Genomic DNA, 15,651 nt, shown 5'->3' with positions numbered 1-15,651 from the left:
GATCCCCCTCTACGATTGTTCTTGAATGGAATTTATAACATATTCTTCTTGCGTTTCTGAGTTAGCCTTACGATATAGTAGTAAGCTAGTTAAGATTAATACAACAATCACACACATAACGACTGTTCCGACACCGTTGATCGCATTTGTTGTAGCCACAATCGGCTCTGCATTTGCTCCACCGCTACGGCTCATAAAGCCAAATAATGCCAAACCAATCGAAGACCCTAATGGAACCCCAATATCCCGGAACATGACATAGGTTCCTGACCCGGCACCTCGTAATGCTTTTGGTACTTCCGTTGTTACAATTTTCATTAATGCAGGGTTGATTAGACCGCTACATAATCCAACAATACTTACTGCGAAAATTAAAAAGGCATAAGAGGAAGTAGTTGAAATCATTGTGTAGGCGAATGCTCCACCTAAACTCAATACGGCCCCTGCTACAACGAAAATTCTTGGCTTGTATTTATCCACTAAATAGCCAGTTGCTAATGTTGCAGCACTGTTAAAAATATAGTTAATCGTACTCATTAATCCAGTTTCTGTTGCACCCCAGCCTTCACGACCAGCAATATAATACGTGAGTGCATAAATCAATGCGATATTACAGAAATTTTGTAAAATAACGATGACCGCTGGAATGCGTATGCCACGTAAACGAAGGATTTTAATATCCATTACCGGCTCACGTGCTTTTCGTTCAACCAAAATTAAAGCAATCAATCCAATAACACTACTGACTATTAAACTAGTTGAAATAGGTGAAGCCAAACCAAAATTTGTAATCATCATTGGTAAAGTAACAAGGGAACCAATTGTGACAAGTAAAATGATCGTCCCTGGGAAATCAATTACTTGTTTGCCTGAACGTTGGGTTGTTTTTGGCATTGTAAAGTAAATAATTCCAATCCCGATTGCTGAAAATATACCACTAATCCAATAAATAATTGACCAACCGTATTGATCTATTAATACCCCTGCAATAATCCCGCCGGAAGCGGCCCCGATTGTCGCTGTAGCTCCTAGATACCCAATCGCTTTCCCTCGGCTTTCTTCCTTAAATAGGTCTGAAATGTAGGCAAAGATAACCGGAAATACACAAGCATATCCCATCCCTTGTAGGAAACGTGCAGCTAGAAAAACCGAGAAATTTGGGCTTAGGGCAGCTATAAACTCTGATAATGAAAATATTGTTAATCCAACTAAAATCATTTCTTTACGACCAATCTGGTCACTTAGACGACCCATTAATGGGGCAAAAACAACTGCCGCTGCATAATAGGCTAATGTAACAGCACCACCGAAACCTGGATTAATTCCAAAGTTTTTCGTAATAAATGGTAAAGCCGGTGATTGAAAGGCTGCTGCTTCAAGTAAAACAAATACACTAATTAATAGACAGAAGAAAACAACCCACGGGTTATACTTTTTTACCGTGCTCATATTTTTTCCCCCCACATCATTGGTTTTACTTACCTTTCCAAACAGGCTGACGTTTCTCAGCAAAAGCACGCGGTCCTTCCAATGAATCCTCTGATTCCATAACAACTGCAACATATTGATCATTAATATCCCATCCGGTTTGCGGGTGATCGATTGGTACATCAAGCCCTTTGTAAACAATATCCTTACTTGCTCGAACAGCAACAGGTGCGTTATCTGCAATTTTTTTCGCTACTTCAATCGCTTTATCTATCACTAGTTCATGTGGTACAACATGATTCACAAGTCCCCATTTAGCAGCAGCGTCTGCCGATAAAGTATCTCCTGTAAAGATTAATTCTGAGGCAATTTTGAGTGGTATTTGGCGAGGTAGGCGTAATAACCCACCAGCCCCAGCAATAATCCCGCGTTTCACTTCAGGTAAACCAAATGTTGCGTTTTCTGACGCAATGACTATATCACAAGCTAAAGCAATTTCTGTTCCACCACCTAATGCAAAACCGTTTACCGCTGCAATGATTGGCTTATTTGTGTAGTGTTTGACAATTCCAGCAAAGCCCCAATTTGCCTCATCAGAAGAAGGGATTATACTCTCACCTCGTGATAGCGCTTTCAAATCTGCCCCAGCACAAAATGATCGATTACCAGCACCTGTTAAAATGGCAACAACATACTCATTCGAACGATTGAAAAACTCGATTGATTCCCCAATTTCAATCCATGTCTCTTGATTAATTGCATTCATTGCTTCTGGACGGTTAATGGTGATAATGAAAATACGTCCGTCATTTTCGACCTTTATGTTGTTAAATTCCATCTTTATTCACCCTTTCATTACGAAATTGGTATTGCCGTTTGCTTCAGCGTAATTAATCCATCAAGTGCTAACACACCTTTTCCTTCTTCAAACACAACAAGTGGATTAATCTCAAAGTCTTGCCAATTTCCTTCAAGTGAAGTAGCAATTTGAGAAATATTGGAGATAGCTTCTGCTAACGCATCAATATCGAAAGCTACATGCCTACGTGCCCCTTTTAAAATGGCTGCCCCTTTTAGGGATTCCACCATTTGACGTGCCTCCTCTTTCGATACGTGTCCAATTTGACGTGATACATCTTTTAGTACCTCTACAAAGATGCCACCTAACCCACAAGTTAACACAGGTCCAAATAATTCATCATTTTGCACACCAACGAAAAATTCAATAAAGCGATCTGTCGACATCTCTTCTACAAAAATACCATCAATTTTTGCTTCTGGGTGATGGAACCTTACCTTCGATAAAATTTCATGGTACGCATTTTTCAATTGTTGTGCGTTTTCGATATTGAGCACAACCCCACCAACATCACTTTTATGTGCGATATCGACCGAAGCGATTTTTGCAACAACGGGGTATGCGATTCTAGAAAACTGTGAAATCTCCGCCACACTCCTAATTAAGAGACCATTGGGTACAGGAACATCATGGTTACGTAACATCTCTTTTACACGATGCTCTGCAATCGATTGTTCTTCACTATTGATCATAATTGGCACATCCGATGAAGCAATCGTCTGTTTTGCCATATATTTTTGACGCATACATTCATATTGATAAATTGCCTTTGCTGAATGAACAGCTCCTTCAATATGTCGATAAGCTGGAACATGATTTTCAGTTAAGAAGTGACGAACCTTCGCCATTTCTGATTCAAGTCCTGTTGGCACAACAAAGATTGGTTTATCAGTCGTTTTTGAAATCTTAACAAACATTTCCGCAAACTTTTGAGGATTTAATGCAGTTGGAACTGGTAAATGAATAATAATCATATCTACTTCATCTGAATCTACTAATGTTTGCACCGCATGAGGATATACTTGCTCATTTAATATAAATGTTGAAGCAATATCTACAGGATTTTCAACCGAGCAATAATTTGCTACTTGCTCACGTAACTTCTTCTTCGTTTCCTGGGATAGCTCCGCCATTAGTAAGCCATTTAGCTCCAGTGCATCTGCTAGTAAAATACCTACTGCACCTGAAACCACAACTGTCGCAACACGATTTCCTTTTGGTCGCTTACCAGATTGGAATACTTTAAGAGAATCAATTAACTGTTCAAATCCATCGACAATCGTCACACCGTATTTTTTTGCTGCTACCTCAAATATCTCATTTGAACCTGTTAGAGAAGCTGTATGTGATAAGGCAGCTTTCTGCCCAGCAGATGAACGACCTGATTTAATGCCCACCACGGGTTTATTTGCCTCTAATGCCTTCTCGGCCATCGATAAGAAACGTTTACCAGATGGTACTCCTTCCATATAAAAGGAAGCAACTTTTGTTTGTTTATCTTGAATATAGTAGTCTAGCACTTCAATCGTATCTAGGTCAGGCTGATTCCCTGTGGCTACCATATACGAAAATCCAACTTTTTCTTCAGAGGCCATGGATAATATTTGTGAGCCTGTCGCTCCGCTTTGTGCTACAAGACCTACCTCTCCTTTTTCATAAACGGTGTAACCAATATCTTGGAACATTAATGCTAAATCTTCATGGACATTTAACATTCCTAAAGTATTAGGTCCTAAAATACGAACACCTTGCTGTTTACAATAAGAAACTAAACCATTTTGCATCTTTTTTCCTTCTTCGCCCATTTCTGCAAAACCAGAACTAAAAATTAAAACATTGCGAATACCTTGTTCTACACAATCTCGAACACTTCCCTCCACACGCTCCCCCGGTACAGCAATAATGGCCATGTCAATCTGCTCTTTTATATCCTTCACATTTGGATAGCATGTAAATCCTTCAATTTCTTCATAACGAGGATTAATTGGATAAACGTCCCCTTGGTAATTCGATACTCGAAAGTTTCGAACAGCCGTATTCCCAATTGCCCCTTCTCGAATTGTCGCGCCAATAATAGCAATAGCCTTCGGTGAAAATAATTGGTTTATTTGCCCGTACATATTAATTCCTCCGATCGGTTTAAACGTTTATTGTTTTTTCTACTTGCTCTTTTGACCGATTACGTACAATTTGTTCAATAACTTTTCGGTGCAAAGCTGGTGTCCCAAATGATAACTCCGCTGCTTTTGCACGGTTTGACCATAAAAATAAATGGCTTTCTGTAGAGTAGCCCATCCCTCCCCATAATTGATGAGCCATTACCGTAATATCTTTGTACGACTCACTTGTAAATACTTTGGCAATACTTACTTCACGCTTCGCCTTCGGATTTTTTTGTAACACAGAAATAGCTTTATAAGACGATAACCGTGAACCTACCGCTTTTGTATAAAGATTCGACAAATGATGTTGGACCGCTTGGAATGTACCAATCGCTACCCCAAATTGACGCCGCTCTTTTACATAATCCAAAGTCATTTGAATGACTTTCATCGCACCACCCGACATTTCAACACTTTGAAGCGCTGTCATCATCAGCCGGCTTCCTTCTAATTCATCTGCGCTTACAAGGCGTTCCCCAATTAAGTGTGATGTGTCAACCAGTACTTGTTCAAATCGCACAATTGCCTGTTTGTCCCGTCCAACTGTGTGCTGTTCTTGTAGGTGCACCCCTTCTTGATCTTTTGAAATTGCAAAAATCCCAAACTGTTTACCAACACGGGCAACAACGAGCATCTCATCCGAAATATGCGCATTTTGAACAAACCATTTCTCGCCATTAATGACCCATTGATCGTTCATTGCTTCTGCTGTTGTCGTGAATAAGGCAGATTTCGTAAGCGCTTGTTTTTCTTCATATGCCACAGTTGATATAAATTCACCATTAGCAATTTTTGATAAATAATGTTCTTTTTGCGTATTCGTGCCAAGATCATTTAATACAAGCGTGGCATAGGTTGTGCTGTAAAAAGAAGTCGGTAACAGAACTTTCCCTGCTTCTTCAAAAATAATCGCTAAATCCATAATCGTTCCACCAGCACCCCCGAAACGTTCTGGTATAATAATCGCATTCCAACCAGCTTCCGTGATTTTATGCCATAGGTTTTCACAATGACCTAATTCACTTGCTTGTATGTGTCTAATCGTTTCAATCTGTGCATTTTTATCAAAGAATCGTCTCACGGCTTGATGTAACATTTGCTGTTCATCTGAAAAAGTCATTTTCATCTTGTCATCCCCCTTTTTTAATTACGAGGCAACCCTAAGCCACGCTGTGCCACAATATTTCTTTGTACTTCATTTGTACCCCCGCCAAATCGATGGAATGGTGCAAGACGATATAAATGCTCGACGGTTCCACCTGCTGGTGCCTCTTCATTTCTCCAGGTTAACTGACCGTAGGCTTCCATAATTTGCGTTCCAATATCCGAAACCTTCGTATATAATTCTGTTGCATAGACTTTCATCATGGATGCATCCGCAGATAAATCAACACCTTCATCGAGCTTGGATGCTGCCTGATAACCAAATAATTGTCCAATTTCTAAATCAATTTCTAATTCAGCCAGCTTCGAAATGACGTTTGGACGATCAATTAATAATTCACCATCTAATTCTGTAGTAGCAGCAAATGCCACCGTATCATCGTAGGCACGTCTTGGTACTGCTACTTCTCCCATCATCACCCGTTCAAAATCCAGCGCAGAAGTTAAAATTCTCCACCCACCATTTACTTCACCAATCAAATGATCTTTCGGTACGCGCACATTATCAAAGAAAACCTCATTCGTTGTATGATCTCCCCATGTATATTGTCGCGTCATTGTTAAGCCATGCGCATCATTCGGAACGATAAACATTGAAATACCTTTATGACGAGAATTTTCGTCTCCCGTACGTGCTGCGAGCCATTGATGAGTCACACGGTGACCAAATGTATTCCAAGTCTTCTGTCCATTAATCACCCATTCATCCCCTTCAAGGACAGCTTTTGTCTTTAAACTAGCTAGATCTGTACCAGCTTCAGGCTCCGAATAACCTAGAGCAAAAGACATTTCATTATTTAAAATGGGCGGTAAAAACCTCTCCTTATTTTCTTTCGTACCAAATTTAAATAAAGAAGGAGCAACAATTGAAGAAGCTGTATCATTAATTTGCGGTGCAAGTGCGTACAAGAACTCTTCATTTAAGATGAATTTCTCCATCTCCGTTAAGTTCAATCCTCCCTCTTCAACTGGCCAATTGATTTTATTCCAACGGCGGTCTGCACATTTCTTTTTAAATGAAATTTCTAAAGTTCCCATTTCTTTATCTTCATGTTCACGCAATTCATCAAGTAATTGTGGAGTTACATGCTCTTTCAAAAATGCCCGCACTTCCTTTTGCCATCCCAGTTGTGCTTCCGTTAATTTAAAATCCATCTCATCATCTCCTTATTTACTTTTTTTTGTTAACTTAACTATAACAACATGAATTGGAGAAAAAAATATACATTTATGGGGCATTTATGTAAAATAGGACAAAACAAATGAAATGATTGATTTAGATACTAAAATATGAACATATTACGTTAATACGTAGTTAAAATACCCGAAATACACAAACACAATATGTAATTCTATACCATCATTTTCTATTTCGTTTCTTAAAAACAGATTTTTCAGAAAGAAATGTTCACTTTTTATTTTATAATTTATAAAAATCTCTATAAGAAGGACCAACTAAAAAACAGTTGACACGGCAAATAACACCGCATTAAGCGGTGTTTTCCAATAGGTTTGACTTAATTCAAACTCTATCTTTATGTATACATCATCCAAAATTCGATGGGTTCAAAGCCAATTCGCTTCTAAATTGCTCCATCTTAGGGATTATCGTAGAACAAACATAATTCTTTCCCTTCAAGTAATAGTTGACTGCCCACCTACGCTTTATACCTTGACGGGCACACTTGCTATCCACCTATTTTTCATTATAAAGAAAATTTCTTTCATTTTTAAAGTTTTCCATAATACAAGTTTTTACAATTATTTTAAGTATAGAGCATCAATTTGAATGTCTCCCCAATAGCCTTTTGACTTTTCGGCAAACCAATTGATAATAAAGGTGCCAGGTGCCATCCAATATCTGGATGGCACCTGGCACCTTGTTCATGAAGTATAAATAGGAAGTGTTATTCTTATCGTTGTTCCTTTATTTAAAACACTATTTATCTTAATTTTCCCATTCATTGTCTCTATTGTTTTTACAACAACCATTGAACCTAATCCAGTCCCCTTTTCTTTAGTGCTGTAATAAGGTTCGCCAAAACGGTTTATTTGTTCTTTGCTCATTCCAACACCGTTATCGCTTATCTCGATAATGATATCGAATTTACTTACGAGTGTAACTAATCTAAGCTCCCCACCGTTTGGCATAGCCTCTATACTATTTTTAATCAGGTTTAAAAAACATTGCTTGAAATGTTGAATATTTCCGCGTGTAATTCCTGGCACTAACTCTTCTGATATCTTCACCGAATTCATATTGGCCAATGGTTTCGTCATTTCAATAATACTTCTTATTTCACGATCAATTAAAATAATACCTATATCTTCGGTTGCAGGTTTTGCATATGCTAAGTAATCACTAATAATTGTCTCTGCAGATTTAAGCTCTCTAACCACATGTTGAAAGTACTGTTCTCTAACTTCCTGAGAAAGGTTAGGGGCTTTTAGGAGATCAATAAATCCCTTTACAACTGTTAAAGGATTTCTAACTTCGTGGGAAATACTCGCTGCTAACTGGCTAACAACTTCCATCTTTTCTAGCTTTGCTATTTTTGACTTTATACTAATTGCGTCACTTAATATTTCTATTATATATACAACGAAAAACATGACTACTGGAGGAAGGACAATAAAATAAAACATATAAGCTTCAGTCACCCTAAATGAATCAGATATACTAACAGCTATAGAAGTTGTTAGTATTCCAAGACACAAAGATAACAGAACTGAGAAAATAAGCTTATTTTTTCTATTGAACATGCTGAACTTTTTTGAAAGAAGTGCCGTTATAATAAAGATCACGATATAAACAATAAGAGTTAGAGAATTGAATCCATAAATAAAAAATCTAATCGCCAACGAAATTATCAACAAGGCAGCCCCGACAGGCCATCCGCCATATAGTATACCAATAAAAAAAGGAATTTGCCTTAAATCATGCACACAATATTCATCAATATAAATAGGGAATTTCATACATAAAATACTTGGTAAACTCATGCATGCTGTAATAAGGGTTTTTTGATAATTTTTAAGCGTTTTAAAATTATCAATTAAAACGAAGAAAACAAAAATACTTACTAAAATGTAAAACAAGTTATCTAAAACATTTTGATTAATATAAATGAAGTCCATAGTAAATATCCTTTGTCAAAATTTATTAACATATTTAATTATAAGGGATAAGTCCTATAAAAGAGAGCTTTTTTTATTTAAGTGAAAAACTCCCAAAAATGGATATTAACCTACTAGTTAAGCTTCAATGTTATGACCAAAAAAAATATATTACTAGAACAAAGTTCACTGTGATGCCCCTAAAAATCTTGTTTCATACGATTGTTCCACACACAGATAATTGAGAATAAAAAAGATTTTGCTTCTTCAAATTATACAAAAAAAACATTTGCAGTAGTTTTCACATATTTGATTGCTGTTTGTAGAAAAAAATCAATCCAGCCATAGACTCACTCACCTTTTCATCGCTCTAATATCTGTAAATCTGACGTGGATGCGTGCGGTCTTACGATACTCGTACTAACCGTCTCAGACATCGGTCTCCCTCACTCCACCGAAAATTTGTAATGATTATGTTGTTATGAAGATTGTAATATACGGAATATTAATAAAATGATAATTACTAAATAGAGGCAGTTTGTTTTAAACTGCCCCTTATTCAATGTCCCCAGTTCATTCTCAGCCAACCAAGAGTATAAATAGAGATTTATTAAAATATCAAATTAATTTCCATGAAACATCCTAATGGTGTAAACACTCTAACACCATTTTCCGTTTCATAAATCCCTAATACTTGACTGTGTCCCTTTACATTCAAATATATGGAAATTCAACCTTTTATCAAACGCTATAAAGTCAGGGGATTTTTTTGGTCCTCTTTTTCCTCCTGCTGGTCCCAGTCTAAAAAAAGAAATACGATCCAATAAATAATTTGTTGGTATCACTGCCAATAAATCCAAGGCATTTGTAAGAACATAAGATGAAAAACCCATACCAAAATCAACACTAGTATGGTTTTTTGGTCCTGGTCAATATTTTGCCATTCGGGTTTTAGCTTTAAGTTTGAATCTAAAGATATCGCTGGAAAATATCTAAACCACGCCCACATATCTCCCAATGCGAATCCATAGCTTTGTGGAGTACTGGTTCTAAAAGCTATATGAATCATCACTAAAAATATATTTATTTTGTTAGTTCCTGTTAAGGAACTTAAGCTAATTGCAATGGTTTTTTTCGATAAGTTGTTATGGAGGGGCTTCCAAGCGGTTAGCTAATGATGCATCCCGTATAGTTGCCAATGAGATGAAAAAGAAGAGCAGGGAACCTGAGCCACAAGCGGCAGACAGGAGTTTTGTCAATGAAGTGAAAGACCGCTCCTATTATTTGAATGAATTGAGAAGGATCCTTCGGGGGCACTTGACCGTTATAGATACCCTAAATGTGGGTATTTACCCATTGCGCGAAACCTTCGAGACTATAGAAATCAGCGAAGAGGAGGATAAGGTTGAGCGATCAGAGATAGAAGGAATGCTCAAAACTCTTGAACAACAGAGTCTCTTATTGACCGAGTATTTCAATACAGGGGAACGGATTGGCGAATACACCATCAAGTTCAAGAGTAAGGATGTACTAGCCCTGAACAAACGAATGAAAACTCTTGTCACTTATTTCGAGAAACTGACCGCCCTTTACGAGCAATCGGAGAGTGCCACCGTGGAAGATAAGGCCGAATTCTTTCGCTTGTTAAAAGCCTTTAATACCATTTCAGAAAGCATTGACGACAAAGCCGTGGAACTGCATGAAGAATTGACAAAGTTCAATATTGTACGGACGTGGGATAGAGGTGTTACTTCGGAGATAGATTATAACAATTAAGCAGAATTACTTGTGAGGGTATTTTACTGGTTCTTAGGCATTTAATAATTTAGAGTCATTCATAAGTCCAGCGCTTTAATGTACCCTTTGTATTATGCTTATTGAACTTCCCCGTTTGCGACATAAATAAAAAGCTACCCTATTGGCAGCTAGATCTATAAAAGGAAAGCACCTTATAGTTTAACAAGAGTTCTTCCACGTACTTAAATTTTAGATTAGAAGGTTACAATAGCTTTGCCTTGTGAGTGTCCAGTAGAAACTTTTATTAATGCTTTGTTAATGTCATTAAAATTATAAATTGAATCAATAGAGGGCGTGATATTTTCTTTTTCAACAAGATTAGTGATTCTTTGTAATTGACTGCCGTTGGCGTGTACGAATAAAAAGTGATATTCATTTTTATGTTTACGTGCTAAAAAATCTACACGAGCACCCACTAAACCAAACAATAATTTTTTCCACATCGGAAAATTATTGTCAACCGCAAAGCGATAATTAGGTACGGCTTTTAATGATACTAACTTTCCTTGAGGTTTTAAGATACCAAGTTCTGCTTTTATCTCTTTTGCTCCCAGGGTGTCGATAACATAATCTATATCATATAAAATGTTGGCATAGTTTTCCTCATGATAATTTATGAATCTATCAGCGCCAATCGACAGTGTACGTGATCTACCTCTTTCACTGCCGCTTGTTATAACATATAACCCCATTGATTTGGCGATGGGGATTGCCATAGCACCAAAGCCGCCGGTTCCTCCAGGGATAAATAGCTTTTTGTTAGGCTGAGCATTGAGTACGTCATTTAATGCTTGATAAGCAGTCAAAGCAGTGAGAGGAACAGCGGCTGCTTCAATAAAGGATAGATTTTTAGGCATTATGGATATAGCATCTTCATTGACGACCGCATATTCAGCAAAAGCTCCAATTTGATTAACTGGCAACCTTGTATAAATGTGGTCACCAACGCTGAAGTTCTTAACATCTTTTCCAACAGCCTCAATAACTCCAGATAGTTCATTTCCTAAAGTTAATGGTAAATCATAATCAGAAATCATTCGAATACTTCCATTTAAAATAAGGATATCTAATGGATTAACACCTGCTGCTTTTACTTTAACGAGTACCTCCCGGCTATTAATTTCTGGTATTTTAACATCATTCAATTCCACTTGAACTTCTTTTGAATATTTCTGCATTTGAGCAGCTCTCATTTTTTCATCCTCTTCCTTTACAATGTTTTCGTGGCTTTTCAAGAAATGCAATCTCTAGCTTTGAATGTAGGTGACTCAAAACAAAAACCAGTGCTTGAAGGGTAAAGCCCAAGAATGCACCAAACGCCTGCAAATTCACGTAATTCAAGCGTCAAGCACTGATTTTCAGGATGAGCCCAAAAACGGCACAAACTTTTATAATATTAATTACTAAGACAGCTGTTTCCCACAAAGTCTAATTCTGATGAAAGAATGGCGTACAATTTTTCAGTTGTACGCCATTCTTCACCCTATAAGCTATACTTACCCCTCTTGAGATTTTAATTCTTTCATCGTAGGATAATCCGTATAACCCACGCTTCCGTTACCACCAAAGAATGTTGTACGGTCTGCTTCATTCAAAGGAAACCCTTTTTTGAGACGTTCTACTAAATCCGAATTAGCTAATGACCATACACCGACTGGTACCATATCAGCAACGCCATTATCAATATCTACACTAATATCTTCTAGAGCTCGACCAGCTCGATTGACTAATAATGGATTGGACCAAATTGAACGAATTTCATGGAGCAGTGTTTCGTTTCCTAAATGCATAACATGAAGGTAAGCTAAATTGAATTGAGCTAATTCTTTTACAAGATGGAGATAAACTTCAGGACCTTGTTCACCTTCTTCAATTCCACCAAGAGGTGTACCTGGTGAAATACGAAAGCCTGTTCTTTCTGCTCCAATTTCTTCAACGATTGCTTTCGTTATTTCGATAGCAAAGCGAGCACGATTCTCTATTGATCCACCGTATTTATCCGTTCGTTTATTAGAATTTACTCCGATAAATTGATTAATTAGATAACCATTTGCTCCATGAATTTCAACGCCATCAGCTCCTGCTTCAATAGCTGCAGATGCTGCTTTTCGGAAGTCTGCAATTGTCGTTTGAATATCTTCTTCACTTAACTCACGTGGAACGGGTATTTCCTGCATCCCTTTAGCAGTAAACATTTTTTCACCAGGTGCGATTGCAGATGGTGCAACTGCTTGTCGATGATGCGGTGTATTGTCAGGGTGGGACATACGACCAGCATGCATCAATTGGATATACATAAATCCACCTGCTTCATGCACCGCATCCGTAACCTTTTTCCACCCTTCAATATGCTTTTCAGTATAGATGCCAGGTGACCATAAGTAACCTTGTCCATCATCAGAAGGTTGTGTACCTTCACTAATAATTAATCCCATAGATGCTCTTTGAGCATAATAAAGGGAACTTAGTTCTCCCGGTGTACCATCTTCTTGCGCTCTACTACGTGTCATTGGAGCCATCGCTAAACGATGAGGTAATTCCAAATTTCCAATTTTCGTTTTGCTCCACAATTTATCCATTTTTGTACACTCCTCTTCAAATTATGTTACCCGTTGTATACGTGTGTCCTTTTACCTTTTGTTTGAAATCTTGGACAAATCACTGTATTAGTAATTTGTATTTAGGAGAGATGTGGGTATATCGCAGATACACCACCGGTAAAATCTCTTTGGATCTTTCGGCTCACGTCATCAGCAACAATTTCAAAGCTGTCGGATTCTAATCCATCAATAGCAATTTTTGCGATATCCTCAGGGTTGGATTTGGGAACTTCTAAGCTCGACGTCATGTCTGTCTCCATGAAGCCTACATGTAATCCAACTACTCTCACATTTTGAGGATAGAGATTTAAACGAAGGTCGTTCGTCAATGCCCACTCTGCCGCTTTTGCAGCGGTATAAGCTCCAACAGTTCCCGAACTAACCCAAGATAAAGCGGAAAGAATATTCAGAATCGATCCTCCCCCATTATTTGCTAGAATCGGTGCAAAAGTACGAACCATGGAAAGTGTGCCAAAGAAATGCGTATTAAACTCCAATTGTATTTTATCGAGATCACCGTCAATCAAAGAAGCACCTGTAGACGATCCTGCATTGTTGATCAAAAGCGTAACATCCTTAGCGTCCATAGCGGCTGCAGCTACCTCTTGAGGGTTAGTAATATCAAGCTTCACAGGAATTACACCGGGAATGTCAATGGACTCAGGATTTCTTGCACTAGCATAAACCTTAGCCCCTCTGGATAGAAGTTCAAGTGCTAAATGGCGTCCAAAACCTCGGTTCGCGCCGGTAACAAATGCGACTTGTTCAGAAATTTTCATTTTTATGTGCTCCTTTTAATATTTATTTTGGTACAACAAAATGTCTTACTCCTCAAAACTACGCAAGTAATGATTTCCTTAAGGAGAAGTTTTGGGCATAAGCAAGTCTCGCTATATGGGAATGGTCATTCTAAAAAGCACAAAGGAATGATCCCTTCATTGAGAAATTTTTAAGTAAGGCAAGAATCAAATACAAGAACGATCATTCTAAAAAACACAAAAGAAAAATCCCTTCATGGAGAGAGCTTAAGCAAGGCAAGACTCATATATGAGAACAATCATTCTAAAAAATGCATAAGCAATGATATCATCATAGGAGAAAGCTTTACTACAGTTCAGACTTTCTCTTATCGGAACTATTTATCTAAAAGTTTTATCGATAAATTGGCTATACGGTGTAATTTTTCTTTGGGAATGGAGGTTCTTGTCATTACCTTTAACCCAACACACACAGTATGCAGATGTTCCGCCAGTTCGCCGGCATCATACTCTGAAGTAAATTCTCCCTTCTCTTGCCCCCACAGGATAATATCCTTGAGTATCTGCTCTGATAGTGTGAATGATTCAGTGGACTTTGAATCCACATCAACATCGCGCATTGCCAATTCCACCGCCGAATTCACCATTAAACAGCCTGAAGGAGAGTTCTCTTCACCATATATCATGAAACTAAAAATAAACTGAAGAGCCTCCGCTGCATTCTTGGAGCGTTTAACTTCTCCCGTAAGCTCAGCACTGACCTTATCGCGAAATCGATCCATAGCTTTCAAAAACAGCGTATGTTTGTCTCCAAATGTGTCATACAAACTTCTGCGATGGATTCCCATATGCTCGACCAGATCGGTCAAGGATGTCTTCTCATAACCTTGTTCCCAAAAGAGCTTCATCGCCTTGTCTAATACTACGTTCTCTTCGAATTCTTTACTTCTTGCCATTCTATTTTCCTCCTCCCATAGTCACTATAACATATTGAGAACGAACGGTAAAGAAAGCAACCTCATAATAATTATTCCAAATATTATCAAATGTAGTGAAACTACCTATAGCTCAAATAAGGAAACTCCACAATCACTTCTACATTTTATCTTTCAGCATAACCTAAATCCCTTGATCATATATCATATGATCCCAAGAATCTTACCAAAGACTGATTTTTAAGGAGAACATACTTTTGTGAAATAAAAAAACTGTTTTTTTCTGTGTAATTTAAGAAATTTGATTTTTGTGATTTAGAAGGGAGGGCATTTTTTTATTGGTATCAAAATCAAAACCCGACTCGTCGTTTGAATTTACATAACATTTTTAGGAGTATTATTCCCATTCCTTATTCAACTAGTCGAGTAGAAGAGAACCTCTCTACCTTGCGGTAGATTGTGTTCTCCCTCCGGGTAGAAAGGTCGCCCAATTGGCGACTCAAACCCCCACAGAACCCGGCGTGCGGATTTCCCGCACCGGGCTCTTCAGAAATTGCTTCACAGTTTCGCGTACATCTTTAATTCCGAAAACGGAATTGATAGTTTAGGACGCTCTAGAGGAAAAATCGACTTAATCTTATTGAACTTTTCCCACGTTATATAGCTCTTTTGGCTTCTACTACTTAACATTCTTCTCCAATAACGTTCCGTAATATTATAGATTTTTGTTATTGACCGAAGATTGCCAGCCATACCATAGTAATTGTAATGACCTCTAAGAATTTGATTTATCTTCTCAACTTGGTCTTTTATAGACCAATGTCTGATAGT

The 15,651-nt window shown here is 37.8% G+C and carries 12 protein-coding genes; 1 reads left to right on the top strand and 11 read right to left on the bottom strand.

What is annotated here, in order from left to right; translation table 11 throughout:
- Positions 1–9 precede the first annotated feature (9 nt).
- The 6 genes from ACSU6B_RS26340 to ACSU6B_RS26315 all read right to left on the bottom strand — a co-directional run bounded on the left by ACSU6B_RS26340 (position 10) and on the right by ACSU6B_RS26315 (position 8,751).
- Complete coding sequence (locus ACSU6B_RS26340; protein ID WP_410889345.1) at positions 10–1,449, bottom strand: MFS transporter; 1,440 nt, start codon at positions 1,447–1,449, stop codon at positions 10–12.
- Positions 1,450–1,474: 25 nt separating this feature from the next.
- Complete coding sequence (locus ACSU6B_RS26335) at positions 1,475–2,266, bottom strand: crotonase/enoyl-CoA hydratase family protein (protein ID WP_410889343.1); 792 nt, start codon at positions 2,264–2,266, stop codon at positions 1,475–1,477.
- A gap of 17 nt (positions 2,267–2,283) precedes the next feature.
- Positions 2,284–4,407: an acetate--CoA ligase family protein gene (locus ACSU6B_RS26330; RefSeq protein ID WP_410889341.1), complete on the bottom strand. Its 2,124-nt coding sequence runs from the start codon at positions 4,405–4,407 to the stop codon at positions 2,284–2,286.
- Positions 4,408–4,426: 19 nt separating this feature from the next.
- A complete protein-coding gene (locus tag ACSU6B_RS26325) occupies positions 4,427–5,575 on the bottom strand; it encodes an acyl-CoA dehydrogenase family protein (RefSeq protein ID WP_410889339.1) in 1,149 nt (382 codons plus the stop codon).
- A gap of 17 nt (positions 5,576–5,592) precedes the next feature.
- Positions 5,593–6,768, bottom strand: a complete 1,176-nt coding sequence (locus ACSU6B_RS26320; RefSeq protein WP_410889337.1) for an acyl-CoA dehydrogenase family protein — start codon at positions 6,766–6,768, stop codon at positions 5,593–5,595.
- A gap of 729 nt (positions 6,769–7,497) precedes the next feature.
- Positions 7,498–8,751 carry an ATP-binding protein gene (locus ACSU6B_RS26315; RefSeq protein ID WP_410889335.1) on the bottom strand — a complete coding sequence of 418 codons (1,254 nt, stop codon included), beginning with the start codon at positions 8,749–8,751 and terminating at the stop codon, positions 7,498–7,500.
- 1,098 nt (positions 8,752–9,849) lie between these two features.
- Between ACSU6B_RS26315 and ACSU6B_RS26310 the strand changes: the two genes are divergently transcribed.
- Complete coding sequence (locus tag ACSU6B_RS26310) at positions 9,850–10,506, top strand: hypothetical protein (RefSeq protein ID WP_410889334.1); 657 nt, start codon at positions 9,850–9,852, stop codon at positions 10,504–10,506.
- 215 nt (positions 10,507–10,721) lie between these two features.
- On the opposite strand, the gene ACSU6B_RS26305 is transcribed toward ACSU6B_RS26310, so the two are convergent.
- The 5 genes from ACSU6B_RS26305 to ACSU6B_RS26285 form a co-directional block, all read right to left on the bottom strand.
- The gene (locus ACSU6B_RS26305; protein WP_410889332.1) at positions 10,722–11,720 is read right to left on the bottom strand and encodes an NADP-dependent oxidoreductase; all 999 of its coding nucleotides are present in this window, start codon (positions 11,718–11,720) and stop codon (positions 10,722–10,724) included.
- 303 nt (positions 11,721–12,023) lie between these two features.
- Positions 12,024–13,106, bottom strand: a complete 1,083-nt coding sequence (locus tag ACSU6B_RS26300; RefSeq protein ID WP_410889331.1) for an alkene reductase — start codon at positions 13,104–13,106, stop codon at positions 12,024–12,026.
- 101 nt (positions 13,107–13,207) lie between these two features.
- Entirely contained in the window at positions 13,208–13,906 is a 699-nt protein-coding gene (locus ACSU6B_RS26295; RefSeq protein ID WP_410889330.1) for an SDR family oxidoreductase, read from the bottom strand.
- 356 nt (positions 13,907–14,262) lie between these two features.
- A complete protein-coding gene (locus tag ACSU6B_RS26290; RefSeq protein ID WP_410889329.1) occupies positions 14,263–14,841 on the bottom strand; it encodes a TetR/AcrR family transcriptional regulator in 579 nt (192 codons plus the stop codon).
- Positions 14,842–15,378: 537 nt separating this feature from the next.
- A complete protein-coding gene (locus ACSU6B_RS26285; RefSeq protein ID WP_410889385.1) occupies positions 15,379–15,633 on the bottom strand; it encodes a group II intron maturase-specific domain-containing protein in 255 nt (84 codons plus the stop codon).
- Between the last annotated feature and the right edge of the window lie 18 nt (positions 15,634–15,651).

This window comes from Neobacillus sp. C211 (assembly GCF_051842875.1).
Classification (GTDB): domain Bacteria; phylum Bacillota; class Bacilli; order Bacillales; family Cytobacillaceae; genus Neobacillus.
Note: the sequence above shows the minus strand (reverse complement) of the source record. Positions and strands in the feature narration are given on the sequence as shown.